A 17,188-nucleotide genomic window follows, 5' to 3' on the forward strand; every position below is an offset into this window, starting at 1 on the left:
ACCTGCTGAACGGGATCTGATGGACAACGCTTCACTCTGGCAACGGTTGATCACCGAAGGCGCGTTACCGCCACAGCTGCGCCCCTCCCCGGCCATTTATGCCTCCTGGCTACGCTGCAGCCACCTGATGCAACCCGCCGTGTGGAAAGCCCCACACCGTGCCCTGGGCACCACCTTCGACTCGATCTGTCGGCGTAAGGATGATTTCATTACGCTCGGCCAGGCGGCGTTGGAAGATGCCTGGGAATATATGGAACAGCGCCACTGCGTGTTGCTGATCCTCGACGAAAGTGGCTGTACGCTGTGGCAATGCGGCGACAAGACGACCGGCGAACAGCTGCTCGAACTGGGTTTTGCGCCTGGTGCTTATTGGGCGGAAGGCGATATCGGCACCAATGCCCCTTCCCTGGCCGCATCCGAGGGCCATCCGGTACAGATCCATAGCGATGAACACGTGCGCCAGGCGCTGCATGGCTGGTCATTCTGTGCCGCACCGGTGCATGACAATAGCGGCCGCCAGCGCGGTATGTTGGCTTTGGGTTGCCAACTGGCCGATTGCAATGCGGGCGATCTCTCATTGATCCTGGCGATCGCCCGGGAGATCGGCAATGCCCTGAACGCCGACGGCCTGCTGGCCGAATCCAACCGCCATCTCAATCAGCTCAACGGGCTACTGGACAGCGTAGACGACGGCGTCTTGGCTTGGGATCACCGGGGCTATCTGCAATATATCAACCCGCGCGCCGCCGCTATGCTGAAGCTGCACGAACAGCAGAGCCAGGGCAAGCCGCTGGCACAGTTGCTGACGTTACCGGCCTTGCTTAACCGCGCCATCAGCCAACGCCAGCCGTTACAGCATGTGGAAGTCACCTTTGAAAGCCAGGGCCAGTTTATCGCCGCGTTGCTCACCCTCAAACCGATCGTAGACGGTGAGCACTGTAGCTTTATCGCCTTGCTGCACCCACTGGAAAGGCTGCATCAATACGTCAGCAGCCAGATCGGCCGGGTCAGCCATACCTTCGAACAGATGCCCTCAGGCACTCAGGAAATGCGCCGCCTGATCCGCTATGGCCAGCAGGCGGCGAAGGGCCATCACCCGATTTTGCTGTGTGGTGAAGAAGGGGTGGGGAAAGAGCTGGTCAGCCATGCCATTCACAACGCCAGCGAACGTGCCGCCGGGCCTTATATCGCCTTAAACTGCCAACTGCTGCCCGAGGCGCAAGGATTGAAGGAGCTGTTGGGCAGTGATGCCAACGAAGAACAGGCCGGCCAGCTCAGCAAGTTCGAACTGGCCAATGGCGGCACACTGTATCTTGAACAGGTCGAATACCTGCCACTGGCCATGCAGTCCGCCCTGTTGCAGGTGCTAAAAACCGGCGTGGTGATGCGTATGGATTCCAGCCGCGTGATCCCGGTGAACGTGCGGGTGATCGCTACCAGCGCCGCCAACCTGCCGCTGTTGGTGCAACAGAACCGCTTCCGCCGCCAGCTGTTTTATAGCCTGCAGGCCTTCGAGATCCAAATTCCGCCGTTACGCCAGCGCCTCAGTGACATCCCTTTGCTGGTCCAGCATCATCTGCGCGCCCTGGAGCAACACTTCCAGTGCCGCTTCCGGGTAGACGACGAGGTAATGACCCAGCTTGGTCTGTACCTGTGGCCGGGTAACGATCTGGAACTGAAAGGGGTGATAGAGCGCGCCGCGATGATTTGCCACGGCCACCATATTCAACTGGCCGACCTACCCGCTCACTTGCTCAGCCATCAGCCGCTTGTGGAAAGCGACTCTCAACCGGCCATGCCACTGATGACGCTGGCGGAAATGGAGCTGCAGGCGATTATCCGCGTGGCCAACGTCAGCCACGGGCAGCTTAACGAGATGGCGCAGCTGCTGGGCATCAGCCGCACCACTCTGTGGCGTAAAGTCAAACAGCTGAATATCGATATCAGCCAGTTCAAGCTGCGGGGTTAATGGCTGAGCTGTAAGGTACCGCGCGCCGCATCCAGCATCGCTTTCTGGCCGCTGCGGGTCTTGCTCATACATTCGCTCATGCCGACTACCATCGGGATCCCCATCGCTTTGGCCAAGATCGCGGTGTGTGACAAGGCGTTGCCGCCGCTCAGGCAAATACCGAGTACCATGCGCCGATCGAGCATCACGACGTCGGAGGGCATCAGTTCATCCATCACCAGGATCGCTGGTTCATTGAGCACGATCGCCGGGATAGGTTGCCGTGCCAGATGGCTCAGCGTACGGCGCAGCATGTCACGCACGTCCAGTTCCCGCGCCTGCAAATACTCATCATCCAGCGCCCGATATTCGGCGGCAATCTGCTCCAGCTCCTGCCGCCACGCCAGTTCCGCGCTGCATTGCTGTTGGGCGATACGGGTAAAGGCGGCCTGTTGCAGGTCGGGATCGTCTAGCAGCATGCTGTGCGCCCCGAAGATCGCCGCCTGCGGTTTGCCGATCAGGTTGCCAGTGCGATCGGCCAGCTTGTTCAGATCGTCTAACGTCTGCTGCAATGCGATACGCAGGCGCTGCTGTTCATTGAGCACGTCATCGGCCCCTAGCTGGCGTTCTTCCGTTTGCGGCCAGAAGCTCGACACCTGGAATATTGGACCACTGCTGACGCTTTCCTCCACGGGGATACCGTGCAGCGAAGGCAGTTGCTGCTCAGATACGGTTTCGCCAAAATGCTGCTCAGCCAACGCCTTGAAAGCCGCCAGCGCTTCATCGGCCTGGGCACCATCGGCAATCAGACGGATTGTGTCACCGTGGCGAACCTGCAACAAAGCCAACTGATTCAGGCTGCGTGGGTTGGCACATTGGCCATGCTTTTCCAGCACCAGTTCCGCTGTAAAAGGAGCCAGAACCTCTGCCAGACGCGCCGCCGGGCGAGCGTGCAACCCGTGTGGATTCTGTACCGTCCAACTCAGGCTTTTTCCCTGACTCAGCGGTAAATTAAGTGGTTTGCTGGCGGGTATCGCCTCACCAAGCTGTGCCTGCTTGGCCTGCAGGGCTCCTTGCGCCTCTGCCAGCACCTGCTCCAGGCTAGCGCCCGCGTTAGCCGCTACGACCGCCGCCAACGTGCCTTCCACCAGCGGTGCCGCACACAGCACCACCTTGGCCGCCACCTCTGGGTCGAGCAACTCAAGCGCGGTTTCTGCACTCAATAATGCGCTGCCGAGATCCATCAGCACCACGATCCCCTCTCCGTCCGCCACGGATTCGATCGCTTCCATCACTTTCACCGCATCGGTGCCGATCGGGTGGAGCTCATCATCGACCCCCGCCGCCAGCACCAGTTTGCACCCCTCGCCGCGCATCATCTGGCGGGCGAGTTGCTCAACACCCTGCGCCAATTGTGCACTGTGCGAAACCACGACGATGTTGATCATCCTGCCTCCTCGACCACCTGGGCCAGGGTTTTTATCATCAGCATCACGGAGGTTGCGCCCGGATCCTGATGACCGATGCTGCGTTCGCCCAAATAGCTGGCGCGCCCTTTACGGGCCTGCATCACGATGGTGGCCTGTGCGGCCTGCTCCGCCCGAACGGCGGCCTGTTGTAGCGCCAGGGTCACGCTGAGTTGCTGCTGTAGCGACTCGCCCAGGCTTGCAACGACCGGCCCCCAGACATCACACATGGTTTTATCACCCGGCTCTGCCTTGCCACGCATCGCTACGCCTTCCGCGCCTTCCTGGATCACCTGTTTCAACTCCGCCAGATCCAGGCTCTGCTTGGCGTTAGCTGCCTGAGCCGCACGGATGAAGAAGGTGCCGAACAGCGGACCACTGGCACCACCAACGCTGGAGAGCAGCGTCATACCGGTGTTTTTGAGAATAAAGCCGATGTCCTTGTCCGCGACCGAAGGCAGCTTTTCTACCACCTTGCTAAAGCCACGGTTCATATTCAGGCCGTGGTCGCCATCGCCGATATCGCTATCCAACTGAGTCAAGAAATCACGCTCGCGGGTAAAGACCTCACCACAACGCATCAACCACTCAACGACCTGCTGTTTGCTTAATGTCATGTTTCCTCCTCAGCCCCAGCGCAGCGCTGGCGTGTTCACCGGCGCATCCCACAGCGATAACAACTCGTCATCCACTTGTAGCAAGGTGATGGAAACCCCCTGCATATCCAATGCGGTGCAGTATGAGCCCACCAGGTTACGCTCGATCACGATCCCGGCTGCGGCGCAACGCTGCGCCAAACGGTGGTAAACCCCGTACAGTTCGGAAAGCGGCGTAGCCCCCAGGTTATTGACCAGCGCAATCACCCGGTCGCCCTGCGTCAAAGCTCGTTTGCTCTGGCTCTCTTCACGCCATTCCCCCTGCTGACGATCCCAAACGCGGATCGAGCGCTGGTAATCACCGTGATCGATCAGAGTATGAAACATGTCATCCACCGTTTGATCGAGGGTGGTGAACGTCCGCCGTTCGATCCCCGGTTCGCCGTGGATGCCAACGCCAAACTCCATCTCGTTATCCGCCAAAGTAAACGACGGTTTACCTGCCGCAGGCACGGTGCAAGCGCCCAGAGCGATCCCTAGCGAGTGGCCTTGATTGTTGATTTTGTGCCCCAGCGTGACCAGAGCGTCCAGATCGTCACCCCGTACCGCTGCCGCGCCGAGCAGTTTTTCCATCAGCACGGTATTGGCAACCCCACGTCGGCCAGCGGTAAATAGGCTGTCTTTCACCGCCACGTCATCATCCACCAGCACCGTTGCCACAGGCACGCCGCTGTCATGCAGCAATTCGGTCGCCGTCTCAAAGTTGAGGATGTCACCGGTGTAGTTCTTGATGATCAGCAACACCCCGGCACCGCCGTCAATGGCCTGGCCGCAGTCGTACATTTTATCCGGCGTCGGCGAGGTGAAAATCTCCCCTGGGCAAGCGCCATCCAGCATTCCCTCGCCCACGAAGCCGCTGTGCATCGGCTCATGGCCGCTACCACCGCCAGACAGGATCGCCACTTTGCCTGGGATCGGCCCCGCCGTGCGGGTCACAAATACCGGATCCTGATGCACCTGCAGCTCCGGGTGAGCAGCAGCCATGCCGAGTAACTGTTCGTTAAGTACCGAATCGACCTGATTGATTAGCTTTTTCACGGTTAATTCCTCTGTAGGGAACAGCGGGCGCGTTAACCGCGCCCGATGATTTATGCGCGTTGCAACCAGGCGTTGCCCAGTTTGTCTGCCGTCAGGATGGCCGCCAGTACACTTTCCGGCGTCACGCTAAACGGCATGTTGTGGATGGTTTCACCCTTGGCACAGCTGGCCTCTGCCACCTTGCCGATTTTTTCTGTCAGTTCACCGGTGACGCCCATTTGTGCAAGGGTGATCGGCAGCCCGACCTGCTGGCAGAAGTTCAGCACCGTTTCAATCTGTGCCATTGGGCTGTTTTGCAGCACCAGTTGCGACAGGGTGCCGAACGCCACTTTTTCCCCGTGATACAGATGATGGCACTCTTCCAGCACGGTAAAACCGTTGTGGATGGCATGCGCCGCCGCCAGGCCGCTGCTTTCAAAACCAATACCGCTCAGATAGGTGTTGGCTTCAATGATGCGCTCCACCGCTTCGGTGACCACACCAGACTCCGCAGCCAGCTTGGCCTTAACTCCTTCAGCCAACAGCGTTTCATAGCATAGACGCGCCAGATTGAGCGCCGCCAGAGTAGACTTGCCGCCCGCCATGCTGGTGGCCTGAGCATCGAAGCAGGCCTGAGCTTCAAAATAGGTGGAGAGCGCGTCGCCCATGCCCGCCACCAGCAGGCGTACCGGCGCTTTGGCGATAATCGCGCTGTCCATCACCACCATATTCGGGTTGGCGGGATAGATCAGGTATTCTTCAAACTCGCCGCTTTCGCTGTAGATCACCGACAACGCGCTGGTAGGCGCATCCGTCGAAGCAATGGTCGGCATCAGAACCACCGGCACATGCTGGTAATAGGCAATCGCCTTGGCGGTATCTAACGTTTTACCGCCACCGATGCCAATCACCCCTTTGCAGCCGTGGCTTTTCAGCTCCTGGCCAAGGCGGTCGATTTCCTTGCGGCAGCATTCGCCATTAAACGTACCAGCGTGATACTTCACCCCATGCTGATGCAGGCTGCCCATCACAGTATCGCCTGTCAGTTTCATAACGAAATCGTCGGCGATCACAAAGTAATGATCGGCAAGGGCTTTGGCATATTGGCCAACGGAGGCCAACGCATTGGCTCCCTGGATGTATTTGCTCGGGGATTGAATGATTCTCAACATAACTGACTCCTTGTAGGGACGTTAACCAAATAACGTTCAGATTTCAGAGGGTGATATCGACGTATTGTTCTGTTGCTGACTATACGACCTGCCGACCGCTTGGCGAGTAAGGAAAAAAACGTTACATAATGGAACGTAGCTTCGGACAAAACGTTCCATTATGTAACGCTTTTACTGCAGTTATGCGCCGTAAAGCGAACTGGCGCACACCGTAACGTATAAGTGCGTAAAGAGTGGATCCTGCGGGTGTTTCAGCTTTAATTTTGAGCATCTTTCCCCTATCCTATCGACCACTACTGGGCAAGGGCGAATACAGCCCGCATGATGGGATAAATATCGATGAAACGGACCAAAAACATCAACAAAGACACCTTCCGCAAATCCTGGCGCAGCTACCGTGTTGCCCCCGTGGCTTTGGCGATCAGCGCAGTGTTTATGCTGGCCGGCTGCGAACAGGCGGATGAGACGGTTTCCCTGTATAAAAATGCCGACGATTGTTCAACCTCCAACCCGTCGATGAGCGAGCAGTGCACCACCGCGTATAACAACGCGCTGAAGGAAGCGGAAAAAACCGCGCCTAAATACGCCACTCGTGAAGACTGCGTAGCCGAATTCGGCGAAGCGCAATGTACTCAGGCTCCAGCACAGGCTGGTATGGCCGCAGAATCACAAAGCAGTGGCAGCATGTGGATGCCGCTGATGGCCGGCTACATGATGGGCCGCATGATGGGTGGCGGGGGCTACGCTCAACAGCCGCTGTTTTCCTCTAAAAACGCCGCCAGCCCGGCAAACGGCAAGTTTGTTGACGCCAGCGGTAAAAGCTATGGCCCGGCAACCGCAGGCGGCCGCTCCATGACGGTACCTAAAACCGCAATGGCCCCTAAACCCGCGGTGACCAATACCGTTACCCGTGGTGGTTTCGGTGAGTCCGTGGCCAAACAGACCAGCATGCAGCGCAGCAGCGCCACCTCCAGCAGTTCACGCAGCATGGGCGGTTAAGACATGAAACGCGTTGCGATTAGCGAGCGCCCAGACTGGCGCGAAAAAGCCACCGAATTTGGTTTCGCCTTTCACACCATGTATGGCGAACCCTACTGGTGTGAAGATGCCTATTACCAATTCACGTTAGCGCAGATCGAAGAGATTGAAGATGCCACCGCCGAACTGCACCAGATGTGCCTGAAGGTGGTTGATAAGGTGGTCAACAGCGATCAACTGATGACCAAATTCTGCATCCCCAAGCACACCTGGGAATTCGTTCGCAGCTCCTGGCGCACTAATCAGCCTTCGCTGTATTCACGCCTCGATCTGGCCTATGACGGCATCAATCCACCCAAGCTATTGGAAAATAACGCCGATACGCCCACCTCACTGTATGAGGCCGCGTTCTTCCAATGGCTGTGGCTGGAAGATCAGATCAACGCTGGCAAGCTGGATCCCGCCGCTGACCAGTACAACAGCCTGCAAGAAAAACTGATCGAACGTTTCGCCGATCTGCAAGCCAACCACGGCTTTAGCCTGCTGCATCTGGCCTGCTGCCAAGACAGCGAGGAAGATCGCGGTACGGTGCAATATCTGCAAGATTGCGCGCTGGAAGCGGGCCTGCCGACCGAATTCCTGTTTATGGAAGAGATTGGCCTGGGCGAGAAAGGCCAGTTCACCGATCTGCAAAATCAGGTTATCAGTAACCTGTTCAAGCTCTATCCGTGGGAATTTATGCTGCGCGAGATGTTCTCCACCAAGCTGGAAGACGCTGGCGTACGCTGGCTGGAACCGGCCTGGAAGAGCATTATCTCCAACAAGGCTCTGCTGCCGCTGTTGTGGGAAATGTTCCCGGATCATCCAAACCTGCTGCCAGCCTACTTTGCCGAGGACGATCATCCGCAGATGGATCATTACGTCACCAAGCCGCTGTTCTCACGCGAGGGTGCCAACATCCAGATCGTCCAAAACGGTCAGGAAGTGGCGCGCGTAGATGGGCCATACGGCGAAGAAGGCATGATTGTGCAGCAGTTCCATCAGTTGCCACAGTTTGAAGGCAGCTATACGCTGATCGGCAGTTGGCTGGTCAACGATCAGCCTTGCGGCATCGGCCTGCGTGAAGATCGCGAGTTGATCACCCAGGATCTGTCGCGTTTCTACCCGCATATTATTCTTGGTTAATCCGTAGGGTCGAACCTATTCGACCGTAGAGGCGCGAAATTTTCGCGCCTTTTTTATTGGTCTCTGCTGGTGATTAATCGATTAACCTCATATACTCAAAGCGTCTGTTCTCCTCGGGCGGAGCTACCAGATATGAAGCTGACTTCCCTTATCCCGCCGCAGGTAAACCTGCATGATGGGCGCTTTACTGCACCTGATGTACAACATAAATCCACGACCCTGGGCAACCTCGCGGGGATATTTGCCGATCGTCACGCCTGGCAGGAGATGCCAGCAGAGTTTGCCGTCTACAGCGTAGAGATGTTGCCTTCTCCCTCGCAGGAAGGTGAGCTGTTTGTTGGTACTACGCACCTGCAGGCGGGCAAGGTGGGTAACGAGTTCTTTATGACCCGTGGGCACTTCCACCAGCGCCGTGAACAGGCCGAGTTCTACTTCGGGCTGCGCGGTAAGGGCTTGCTCTTGCTGCAACATCAGGACGGTGACTGCATCCTTGAGCAAGTGTTTGCTGGCAGCGTCCACCATATTCCCTCCTTCACCGCCCACCGCCTGATTAACATCGGCGATGAGGTGCTCTCGGCACTAGCGGTCTGGCCAACGGTGGCCGGGCATGATTACATTGCCTTACAGCCGCAGGGCTTCAAACTACGGGTGTTCGCCGACGGCGCAGGTTGGAAAGCGGAGGCCCAATATGAGTGACTCCATGCTGCCGTATGGGTTGGACGTGCGCGTTACCCGCGAGCCGATGGGTTTTGGCTATGGGGATGAGGTGATAGGTCCGTTGCCAGAGATCCGCACGTTGGATCAAATCCGCCCTTCGCTACGCGACCCCGACTGTGATGGCCCAAAGCAGGTATACGCCATCGTGATGGACGTGGCCAAGCAGCAACATCTGGCGGAGTTAAAGAAGCGCATGTTGTTGTTTGGCATCGTGACCTATGCCAAAGGCCAACTAGGGCGTGAACCGATACGCAGCCAAGGGCATATTCACCGTGTCAGCCAGCACAGCGGCTGGTCCCCGCCGGAGCTGTACGAAATCTGGCAGGGCAAAGCGATCATCTATATGCAGGAACGGGTCGAGCGGGACCCTGGCCGCTGCTTTGCCGTCCATGCCGGGCCTGGGGAAAAAGTGCTGGTGCCACCGGGTTGGGCACATGCCACCATTTCCGCCGATCCCCATCAGCCGCTAACCTTTGCCGCCTGGTGCGATCGCGAATACGGCTTTGAGTATGAGGCGGTACGGGCCTACAAAGGGCTGGCATGGTATCCATTATTGCAGGGCGATAACATCGTCTGGCAGCAAAACCCGCATTATCAATCCGGCAGGTTGCACGCCATCGGGCCACGGCATTACGCCGAGTTTGGTCTGAGCGATGAGCCGCTCTATGCGCAATTTGAGGCGGACCCGGCACGCTTCCAGTTTATTTCCAAGCCGGGCAGCGTAGCGGAACAATGGCAGAGATTTGAACCTTGATGGAAGACGGGCGCAACCTTTGGTTGCGCCCGATATTGCAGAAGGATCAGGAAAACAGACCGCAGGCGACTCCGGCAGCGGCCAACACCAGCAGGCCTAGCATCGCCTTCACCGGTGAAAGCCCGCGCTTAGCCATCAGATACCAGGTAGCCAGCACTACGATCAGCGGCATCAGGTTAGGGAAAATACCATCCAGCATGTGTTGCAGCTGAATGTTCACCCCATCCTTGGTGATAAACTCCAGCCCGGTCCCCAGCTTGACGTAGCTGGCGGCCACGCCGCCCATGACAAACACCCCTAACAGGGAGAGCGCTTCACGCAGGCGGGAGGATTTGCTGCTGACCAGCATCTCCACCGAGCCGGACCCCATGTTATAGCCCTTCATAAACAGCCAGTAAGAGCCAGGGATAACGATCAGGCTGAAGGCAATAATGTAAAACAGCGGCCCAATCACGCTGCCGCCGGCGGCTAGCGCCATGCCGATACTCAACAGGATGGGGATCAACATCCCCGGTAGCATGGAATCGCCGATCCCGGCTACTGGCCCCATCAGGCCCACTTTCAAGGTGTTGATGGTTTCACCGTCGATCGGTTCCCCGTTGGCCCGCTTCTCTTCCAGCCCGATCACCATACCGTTGACGATCGCGCCCAGCTGCGGTTCGGTATTATAAAATGAGGTATGGCGGCGAATGGCTTCAATGCGTTGCTGCTTGTCCTGATACAGCTTTTTCAGCGCCGGCATCATGCTCAGGCAAAAACCATAAGACTCCAGGCGCTCAAAGCTCATCGAGGACAGGTTATACATCATCCAGGCGCGCCAGCAGCGGCGCAGATCCTGTTTATTCAGTTTGGGTGTTGGCGTTTCCATCAGAATTCATCCTCATCATCGGCCTGTGGCCCTGCCTGCGCGCTGGCAACCTGCGGCTCCGGCTTATAGTTGTAGTGGATCAGCGCTAACAGCGCGCCAACAATCACCAGCGCCACCATATTCAGCTTGAGGAACACGATGCAGATAAACCCCACCAGGAAGTAAATCAGCATGCTGTAGTTTTTAATGATCTGCTTGAGAAGAATGGCAATCCCCACCGCGGGCAGAATGCCACCGACCACGTTCATGGTGGTTAGCACCAGCGCGGGCAGGCTGTCCATAAAGGCATTGATGTAGCGCGCCCCGAAGAACACCGCGATAAAGGTCGGCACAAAGCGCAGCAGGAAGTTGGTCACCTGCGGCCAAATGGCGCTGTTAAGATAGATCCCCCGCTCATCTCCCTGCTCTACCGCCACATCCGCACGGTGGTTCCAATAGGAGTTGAGCACCATCATGGCGTTGAACAGCACGGTGCCCATGATGCCGATAGTCGCCGCCAGTGCGACCGCCACCTCCGGCCCTTTGCCGGAAAGTATCCCCAGAGCGATCGCCGGGAAGGCGACAAAGTTGAGATCGGCCGGCATCGATCCTCCTGGTGTTACCATGGCGATATACACCGCCTGAACCGCAACACCGATGATGATACCGGTCTGTACATCGCCGAGGATCGCCCCCACCAGCATACCGGAGACCAACGGGCGGCTGAGAATATACCAGCCTCCTGTCAACCCCAGCAGCCAAGGGCTGCTCAGCGCGCCGAGATAGCAGAGTATCCCGATAAGCGTCGCTTCAAACCACATAGTTAACTCCTGTCAGTCAGACCTGTTTGAGTTTCTTTTTGGCATCTAGCCAGCTGAAATGGCTGGCGTCGGGTACCAGACGGAATTCGATCGCATGGCCACGTTCACTGAGAAAATCGAAGGCAGCGCTCTCTTCGTGATTTACCGACTGGTTCGGACCAATGGTCACGGTCTGTGCCCGTGCCGACATCGGCCCAACGTTGATCTTCTGGTTACGGTTGTTTAAATCGATACCGGCTTCCAACAGCCTGCGCAGCGTGACCGGCGATTTACCGATCACGAAGTATTGCTTGTCGCTGGCAATCACCTTCGGCAGCTTTTCTATCGCCTGTGCCACGGTGAACAACCACACCTTGGTGTCCTGTACCGCTCCTTTCATCACCGATGACAGCAGCGGATCTGCCGCTACCTCATCGTCGATCGCCACAATCCCGTCGCAGGGCAGCTCCTTCGCCCAACGGGTAACCAGCTGGCCGTGGATCACCCGATCGTCGATACGTACAAATGAAATCGCCATGATTTTTCCTCAGAAATCGTCCGGTTGTGCTGCTTGCGCCGGGCGGGCAACCACAATGGTTTCGCCCCCCTGCGCCACCAACTCTTGTGCGGCATGCTGCACATCCACGCCCTCCAGCAAGTCGGCACTCATCAACAGCATGGGGAAGTTCACCCCGGTCACCACCGCTATTGGCACGGCGTTATTCGGGTCAAACGCATGGCGACAGGCCACGTTATAGGGGGTGCCACACAGCAAATCGCACAGTACCAACACACCATCGGCACCGGAGCTAACCCGCTGCAGTTCGGTGGCAAAATCTTGCTTGAAAGCCTCAATACCACCGGTTTCATCGAGGCTGACGTAACTGGTATGTGGCAACTCGCCATAAACCATGCTGGCGCTGGTCATCAGAGCCTCAGCTAGTGGGCCATGCGAGATCACAATCACTTTCAACATCGGTTTATCCCCTTACCCAGGCTTTGATGGTGGCGAGGGTTTTACCCTGGCTGCTGCCATAAGGGCTGATACGATAAGATCCCACCGCTGCCGGGACGATAAAGGTTTCCGCATAATGCACCACAAACGGGGCAAATCGGCCCTCAGGGCTGTCGACCACGGCCTCTTCCCCTTCGATCAGATTCAGCACGTTCACCCGCCCTTCGGTATGGTGCAACACCGGTTCACTGAACCAATGGCGACGAGTTTCAATAAATTCACGTTCATGCAGACCGGTGCGCTCTTCCCGCCAGCCCGGCCCTTCGGCCACCGGCTCGGTACGGTTTACCAGATGTTCCTGCACCCAGGCGGTGTCACGCTGCCAGTCGATCACCTGTTCGCCATGCTCCAGATGCACCGGGCGCGGTAAACCATCCAGCCCCAGGCGACCCCAGTCCCAAAGTTTAAAGGTGAAGATATAAGGCGTGGCGCTGATTTCCAGCACCATTGCCCCATCGCCAGAGCAATGCACCGTTCCCGCCGGGATCAGGAAGTGATCGTGTTTGTTGGCCGGGAATTGGTTAACAAACCTCTCATCATCAAAGGCTTTTTGACCCCGCTGAGCAGCAGCCAGATCGGCCATCATAGCCTGTGGGTCGGTGCCGGTTTTCACGCCCAGATAAACCTTGGCTTCCGGCTCCGCCGCCAGAATGTAGTAACTTTCATCCTGGGTGTAATGCATGCCGAAATGCTGCTGGATATATTCGGTAATCGGGTGCACCTGGAAGCTGAGGTTTTGCCCGCCGACGGTATCCAGGAAATCAAAACGGATCGGGAATTCAGCGCCGAACCGGGCATGCACTCGTTCACCCAACAGAGGGCGAGGATACAACAGCACCAAATCCTGTGAGGGGATCTCGACCCGGACGTCACCAAACCGCATTAGCAGGCTGTTTTCCTCGGGCACGCAGTCAAAACACCATGCATAGTTGGCTGCCGCCGGGTCGAGATCGAACTGTTGCTTCATCCATTGACCGCCCCATACACCGGGGTCAAAGAACGGGACTACGCGAAACGGTTGCTGAGTGGCCTGTTGCAACCCGGCGTGGAACGCGGTACCGGCTACCAGCTTGGGTGAACCGGCCTGATTGGTATCCAGTACAAAGTTGGCTCGTTGCAACAAGGGGGTTTTATGACGATCGAAGACCCGCCATTCCACAAAAAACGCGCGCTTATAGCGGCGCAGTACGTCTTCATTCAGGTTGGCAACGCCCCAGTTGCCCAACTCGCCCCGGCGAAAACGTTGTTGTATCTCCCAGCGTGCCAGATCGGCATAGACCAGTACATCCCCTGCCGCGATGAGTGCCGCCCCTGGCCCATACACCACCACCAAGCCGCTTTCGACGGCCGCGATTGCCGCACGCTGCTGCTGCACGGCCTCATCGGCAAAAAACTCCGGCATTTCGTGGCAGGACAACACGCCAAAGACCCGGTCATCTGTCAGATTACGCTCGATCATCGCGTGGATATGGCTTTCATTATATTTGGCCTGCTCTGCGTTCAGCGCCAGAGCGGGTAGCAAAGGATCGATCAGCTGTGACTTGAGCTCCTCCAGATCCACACCGTGATAGCAATCCACTACCAGCACGATTTTCGCCAATCCTTGCGCAGCGATATGGCTGCTGATGGCCTGCACCACGGCTGGCCAACCTTGCCAGGCTGCGCAGTCAAACCCCTGCACCACCAGTTCCGGGTATTTGTCATAGTTTGCTTTACGATGTTGCTCGGACATGATCTTTTGCCTATGCACTGAAAACATAATAAAAGATTAATCGATTAACCCAATCTTAAACAGCGTGGTTAACGGGATTAACCTCAAACAACGGCGATAAAGCGGACTAAAACCCAAATTATTGCGATGGGCATCACAAATTATTTTCATCAATTGCCAGAATAAGGTTAATCGTTATACCTTAATGACAGATCCCGCCTGCAAACAGGATATGAAATGAGCACCATCACGCTGGCCGACGTCGCCGCCCTAGCCAAAGTCTCCACCGCCACGGTTTCCATGGTATTGCGTAATCGTGGTCGCATCTCGGATGAAACCCGCAAGCGCGTACTGAGCGCCATCGATGAGCTAGGCTACGTCTATAACCAGACCGCGGCTAACCTGCGCAATCGCAGCAGTAATCAGGTCGGCCTGCTGCTACACGACATCACCAACCCGTTTTATGCGGAAATGACCGCCGGGCTGAGCCAGGAGATGGAGCGCCACCAGCTCATGCTGTTTTTGGCTAACAGCGAAGAGTCTGCCCCCAGACAGCAAAAATTTGTCGACTCGCTGTTGCAGAACAATGCCAGTGGCATGGTGCTGTGCTCCGCACGTCAAACGCCACCACTGTTCTTTGAAACACTCAAACGCCGCAAGATCCCGGCCATTATGGTGGTTCGCCCGGTTGCAGACGCTCATTTTGACTTTGTCGGTACCGATAACTTTTTGGGCACTCAGCTAGCCACGCAGCACCTGCTGGATCTGGGCCATCGGCATATCGCCTTTATTGGTGGTTCGGTCAGTTCCACCTCGCGCGCGCAACGCCTGGGTGGCTATACCAGCAAGCTGTTGGAAAGGGGTATTCAGGTCAACGGGGAATGGATTGTTTGCAGTGAGGCTAGCCAAAGCTCCGGCGCTAAAACCGCAGAGCAACTGTTTACGGCGTACCCGGAGATCACCGCCGCATTATGCTATCAGGACATCGTGGCGCTGGGTGTTATGCAGACTTTACGCAAACTTGGTCGCCAGGTAGGCCGCGACTTTGCGCTGATTGGCTTTGATGATATTACCGAGGCTTCCCTGGTACAGCCGGGGCTGACCACGGTATCCGTCGCTTCACGCGAGATTGGCCGCAAGGCCGGAGAACTGTTGTATAGCCGCATTCAGGGTAACGATGAACCGCCAAAGCGCATCATTCTGCCGCCTTCGCTGGTGATCCGTGAGTCCTGCGGTTACGGGTTGTAGTGGGATCACCGCCATGTTCTACGAAATCTCATCTTGGCGGAGCGGGTAGTTTACCAGTTTCAAATCCAACTTTGACGAACTGGTAAAGTTAGAATAGACTATTAGTCAAATGGAGGTGACTTATGATGAATGCCACTCTCGAAAGAGACCCGGTTGCTACTGCCAATTTGAACGAGTACCAACTGAACCTTCTTAAGCGCATTAACAATATCGCTCTGGCGCTGATGCCTGAATTTGCAGATAAAGCACAGGCCATGAATGCTGTCAGTTTAGATGACAAAACGCTGTTCCAGCGTCTGTACACCACGATGCTTGAGCAGAACACTCACGTATCGGACAGCGAGCTGCGTAAAGCTCGCCGCCGTCGTGAAAGCCTGGAGAAATTCTACTCTCAGCTTCAGGAGCTAGGCGGCACGATTAAAGTCAACGATGTCGCTGACATTCTGGGTATTTCTCGCCAGGGCGTATACGCACGCGTGAAAAAGAACAAATTACTGGCTTTCAAACAGCACGGCGACTTTATCTATCCACGCTTCCAGTTTACTGAAAAAGGATTGCTGCCTGGTTTTGAAGAGATATTGGCTGCATTCGACCCAACAATTCATCCGATGATGATTTTGAACCTGTTGAAAGCACCGATCGATATCCATGGGGATGGGATACGAAAATCGCCTATCGAGATATTGCAAAACGGTGCAGATCAAAAAGACATCGCAGTGTTGGTTCGCAACGCAAGCCTTTTAGGCCACCAAACCGCAAGCTAAAAAAGAGGGGCAGATTATGCTCCTCCTGCTTTATTGCAGTTCTGGCGTGATCTCAAAATTTAACAGTTCCTCAAGCATGTCCTCGCCTGATATGTACAGAGAGCGCCAATCAGAGGGAAATATTTCGGCGTCGTACTCTTTATAATCCTTCAATGATGTCATACCACCAGCGGTATCCTTGAATAGCTCATTACTTTGCGGCTTACGCCAGAAAGCAAAACATTTCTTGTAACGACGGTGTCTGCTGTCGTAAGCAATGCCATCATATTCATCCCCAAACTCTGTATACAGCCGCTCCATTAGCCATTGAGGAAATGTATAGTCCTCATTTTCAAGACTGTCTAAAGGTATGTGAAGCAACGCCAATAGCGCCACGACATCAATCACCTCGACCTCTTTGAGCACATCCACAGAGCAGATGTAATGCTGGTCTAGAACAGACTCAGGATACGAAACCGTCTGCACAAGTTGCACCATCCGGCCATAGCTCTCTGCCATTGCGGTGAGCGCTGCATCAGAAGCGTACCAGACTGCGATACATCCTCCCACAGGGTTGAACCGACCACATTTTTCCACCTCTATAGGCGCGGTAAAATTAATGGCACTGGCATAACGCTGCCATTGATGACGCTTTAGAACCTCACCTGCATGCCGCTCAATACTCGGGATTTTACGTCCGGATTTTTTTAGCGCTGCAATGGCACGCTTGACCTTTTCAGGTTGGAAAGTCCATTTTTTCATCCTTGTTCCCCCCTGGAGGTGCTTGCCTATCTGAACCCTTGCAAGCATACCATTTTGCTTTTTTTTTACTCAATGGTTTTCCTAAACGTCATCAAGGCAATCCACAGCGTTTCGAATATTGCGATTTTCGATTATTTCGAATATATTGTATTTCGTGCTATAGAAATCA

17 protein-coding genes are annotated in these 17,188 nt (G+C 56.0%); 7 read left to right on the top strand and 10 right to left on the bottom strand.

Translation table 11 applies throughout. The features are described 5' to 3' along the window. The first annotated feature begins 19 nt into the window (after window positions 1-19). Window positions 20-1,969, top strand: a complete 1,950-nt coding sequence (gene dhaR / locus WN53_RS04210; RefSeq protein ID WP_024483031.1) for a dihydroxyacetone kinase operon transcriptional regulator DhaR — start codon at window positions 20-22, stop codon at window positions 1,967-1,969. On the opposite strand, the gene dhaM is transcribed toward dhaR, so the two are convergent. Genes dhaM through WN53_RS04230 form a run of 4 tightly spaced genes read right to left on the bottom strand, consistent with a single transcriptional unit; the run spans window position 1,966 to window position 6,259 of the window. Beyond that, window positions 1,966-3,396, bottom strand: a complete 1,431-nt coding sequence (dhaM, locus tag WN53_RS04215; protein WP_024483032.1) for a dihydroxyacetone kinase phosphoryl donor subunit DhaM — start codon at window positions 3,394-3,396, stop codon at window positions 1,966-1,968. The two genes, dhaR and dhaM, sit on opposite strands and share 4 nt — an antisense overlap. Beyond that, window positions 3,393-4,031, bottom strand: a complete 639-nt coding sequence (dhaL, locus tag WN53_RS04220; RefSeq protein ID WP_024483033.1) for a dihydroxyacetone kinase subunit DhaL — start codon at window positions 4,029-4,031, stop codon at window positions 3,393-3,395. The genes dhaM and dhaL overlap by 4 nt, the downstream gene beginning before the upstream one ends. Window positions 4,032-4,040: 9 nt before the next feature. Then, window positions 4,041-5,108: a dihydroxyacetone kinase subunit DhaK gene (dhaK, locus tag WN53_RS04225; RefSeq protein ID WP_024483034.1), complete on the bottom strand. Its 1,068-nt coding sequence runs from the start codon at window positions 5,106-5,108 to the stop codon at window positions 4,041-4,043. A 50-nt stretch (window positions 5,109-5,158) separates the two neighbouring features. Further along, window positions 5,159-6,259 (bottom strand): glycerol dehydrogenase, encoded by a 1,101-nt coding sequence (locus tag WN53_RS04230; RefSeq protein WP_024483035.1) that lies wholly within the window; start codon window positions 6,257-6,259, stop codon window positions 5,159-5,161. Between the two features lie 339 nt (window positions 6,260-6,598). On the opposite strand from WN53_RS04230, the gene WN53_RS04235 reads away from it, so the two are divergent. The 4 genes from WN53_RS04235 to WN53_RS04250 all read left to right on the top strand — a co-directional run bounded on the left by WN53_RS04235 (window position 6,599) and on the right by WN53_RS04250 (window position 9,893). Next, window positions 6,599-7,258: a DUF1190 family protein gene (locus WN53_RS04235; RefSeq protein ID WP_024483036.1), complete on the top strand. Its 660-nt coding sequence runs from the start codon at window positions 6,599-6,601 to the stop codon at window positions 7,256-7,258. A gap of 3 nt (window positions 7,259-7,261) precedes the next feature. Then, window positions 7,262-8,422, top strand: coding sequence for a glutathionylspermidine synthase family protein (locus WN53_RS04240; RefSeq protein ID WP_024483037.1), 1,161 nt, complete (start codon window positions 7,262-7,264; stop codon window positions 8,420-8,422). A gap of 132 nt (window positions 8,423-8,554) precedes the next feature. After that, window positions 8,555-9,118 (top strand): glucose-6-phosphate isomerase family protein, encoded by a 564-nt coding sequence (locus tag WN53_RS04245; protein WP_024483038.1) that lies wholly within the window; start codon window positions 8,555-8,557, stop codon window positions 9,116-9,118. After that, window positions 9,111-9,893 (top strand): glucose-6-phosphate isomerase family protein, encoded by a 783-nt coding sequence (locus WN53_RS04250; protein ID WP_024483039.1) that lies wholly within the window; start codon window positions 9,111-9,113, stop codon window positions 9,891-9,893. The genes WN53_RS04245 and WN53_RS04250 overlap by 8 nt, the downstream gene beginning before the upstream one ends. Window positions 9,894-9,939: 46 nt before the next feature. Here WN53_RS04250 and WN53_RS04255 read toward each other — a convergent pair whose 3' ends face one another. The 5 genes from WN53_RS04255 to WN53_RS04275 are packed head-to-tail and all read right to left on the bottom strand — an operon-like array spanning window position 9,940 to window position 14,287. Beyond that, complete coding sequence (locus WN53_RS04255) at window positions 9,940-10,761, bottom strand: PTS system mannose/fructose/sorbose family transporter subunit IID (RefSeq protein ID WP_024483040.1); 822 nt, start codon at window positions 10,759-10,761, stop codon at window positions 9,940-9,942. Then, complete coding sequence (locus WN53_RS04260; RefSeq protein ID WP_024483041.1) at window positions 10,761-11,561, bottom strand: PTS mannose/fructose/sorbose/N-acetylgalactosamine transporter subunit IIC; 801 nt, start codon at window positions 11,559-11,561, stop codon at window positions 10,761-10,763. The genes WN53_RS04255 and WN53_RS04260 overlap by 1 nt, the downstream gene beginning before the upstream one ends. Before the next feature lie 16 nt (window positions 11,562-11,577). After that, window positions 11,578-12,078 (bottom strand): PTS sugar transporter subunit IIB, encoded by a 501-nt coding sequence (locus WN53_RS04265; RefSeq protein WP_024483042.1) that lies wholly within the window; start codon window positions 12,076-12,078, stop codon window positions 11,578-11,580. A gap of 9 nt (window positions 12,079-12,087) precedes the next feature. Beyond that, complete coding sequence (locus tag WN53_RS04270; RefSeq protein WP_024483043.1) at window positions 12,088-12,516, bottom strand: PTS sugar transporter subunit IIA; 429 nt, start codon at window positions 12,514-12,516, stop codon at window positions 12,088-12,090. 4 nt (window positions 12,517-12,520) lie between these two features. Next, on the bottom strand, window positions 12,521-14,287 hold the full coding sequence (locus tag WN53_RS04275; protein WP_024483044.1) for a class I mannose-6-phosphate isomerase: 1,767 nt from the start codon (window positions 14,285-14,287) through the stop codon (window positions 12,521-12,523). 216 nt (window positions 14,288-14,503) lie between these two features. Between WN53_RS04275 and WN53_RS04280 the strand changes: the two genes are divergently transcribed. Together WN53_RS04280 and WN53_RS04285 are read left to right on the top strand one after the other, a co-directional pair. Continuing rightward, the gene (locus tag WN53_RS04280) at window positions 14,504-15,514 is read left to right on the top strand and encodes a LacI family DNA-binding transcriptional regulator (protein WP_024483045.1); all 1,011 of its coding nucleotides are present in this window, start codon (window positions 14,504-14,506) and stop codon (window positions 15,512-15,514) included. 122 nt (window positions 15,515-15,636) lie between these two features. After that, the gene (locus tag WN53_RS04285; protein WP_024483046.1) at window positions 15,637-16,278 is read left to right on the top strand and encodes a helix-turn-helix domain-containing protein; all 642 of its coding nucleotides are present in this window, start codon (window positions 15,637-15,639) and stop codon (window positions 16,276-16,278) included. A gap of 30 nt (window positions 16,279-16,308) precedes the next feature. Here WN53_RS04285 and WN53_RS04290 read toward each other — a convergent pair whose 3' ends face one another. After that, the gene (locus WN53_RS04290) at window positions 16,309-17,019 is read right to left on the bottom strand and encodes an RES family NAD+ phosphorylase (protein ID WP_024483047.1); all 711 of its coding nucleotides are present in this window, start codon (window positions 17,017-17,019) and stop codon (window positions 16,309-16,311) included. Between the last annotated feature and the right edge of the window lie 169 nt (window positions 17,020-17,188).

It is taken from the genome of Serratia fonticola (assembly GCF_001006005.1).
In the GTDB taxonomy this organism is placed as follows: Bacteria; Pseudomonadota; Gammaproteobacteria; order Enterobacterales; family Enterobacteriaceae; genus Chania; species Chania fonticola.

What these genes read in the sequence shown, in the direction of transcription:
- WN53_RS04250 (WP_024483039.1), top strand. Translation starts at nt 9,111, where the DNA reads ATGAGTGACTCCATGCTGCCGTATGGGTTGGACGTGCGCGTTACCCGC.
- dhaR (WP_024483031.1), top strand. Translation starts at nt 20, where the DNA reads ATGGACAACGCTTCACTCTGGCAACGGTTGATCACCGAAGGCGCGTTA.
- dhaM (WP_024483032.1), bottom strand. Translation starts at nt 3,396, where the DNA reads ATGATCAACATCGTCGTGGTTTCGCACAGTGCACAATTGGCGCAGGGT.
- WN53_RS04275 (WP_024483044.1), bottom strand. Translation starts at nt 14,287, where the DNA reads ATGTCCGAGCAACATCGTAAAGCAAACTATGACAAATACCCGGAACTG.
- WN53_RS04290 (WP_024483047.1), bottom strand. Translation starts at nt 17,019, where the DNA reads ATGAAAAAATGGACTTTCCAACCTGAAAAGGTCAAGCGTGCCATTGCA.
- WN53_RS04265 (WP_024483042.1), bottom strand. Translation starts at nt 12,078, where the DNA reads ATGGCGATTTCATTTGTACGTATCGACGATCGGGTGATCCACGGCCAG.
- WN53_RS04235 (WP_024483036.1), top strand. Translation starts at nt 6,599, where the DNA reads ATGAAACGGACCAAAAACATCAACAAAGACACCTTCCGCAAATCCTGG.
- WN53_RS04230 (WP_024483035.1), bottom strand. Translation starts at nt 6,259, where the DNA reads ATGTTGAGAATCATTCAATCCCCGAGCAAATACATCCAGGGAGCCAAT.
- dhaL (WP_024483033.1), bottom strand. Translation starts at nt 4,031, where the DNA reads ATGACATTAAGCAAACAGCAGGTCGTTGAGTGGTTGATGCGTTGTGGT.
- WN53_RS04240 (WP_024483037.1), top strand. Translation starts at nt 7,262, where the DNA reads ATGAAACGCGTTGCGATTAGCGAGCGCCCAGACTGGCGCGAAAAAGCC.
- WN53_RS04280 (WP_024483045.1), top strand. Translation starts at nt 14,504, where the DNA reads ATGAGCACCATCACGCTGGCCGACGTCGCCGCCCTAGCCAAAGTCTCC.
- WN53_RS04255 (WP_024483040.1), bottom strand. Translation starts at nt 10,761, where the DNA reads ATGGAAACGCCAACACCCAAACTGAATAAACAGGATCTGCGCCGCTGC.
- WN53_RS04270 (WP_024483043.1), bottom strand. Translation starts at nt 12,516, where the DNA reads ATGTTGAAAGTGATTGTGATCTCGCATGGCCCACTAGCTGAGGCTCTG.
- WN53_RS04245 (WP_024483038.1), top strand. Translation starts at nt 8,555, where the DNA reads ATGAAGCTGACTTCCCTTATCCCGCCGCAGGTAAACCTGCATGATGGG.
- WN53_RS04260 (WP_024483041.1), bottom strand. Translation starts at nt 11,561, where the DNA reads ATGTGGTTTGAAGCGACGCTTATCGGGATACTCTGCTATCTCGGCGCG.
- WN53_RS04285 (WP_024483046.1), top strand. Translation starts at nt 15,637, where the DNA reads ATGATGAATGCCACTCTCGAAAGAGACCCGGTTGCTACTGCCAATTTG.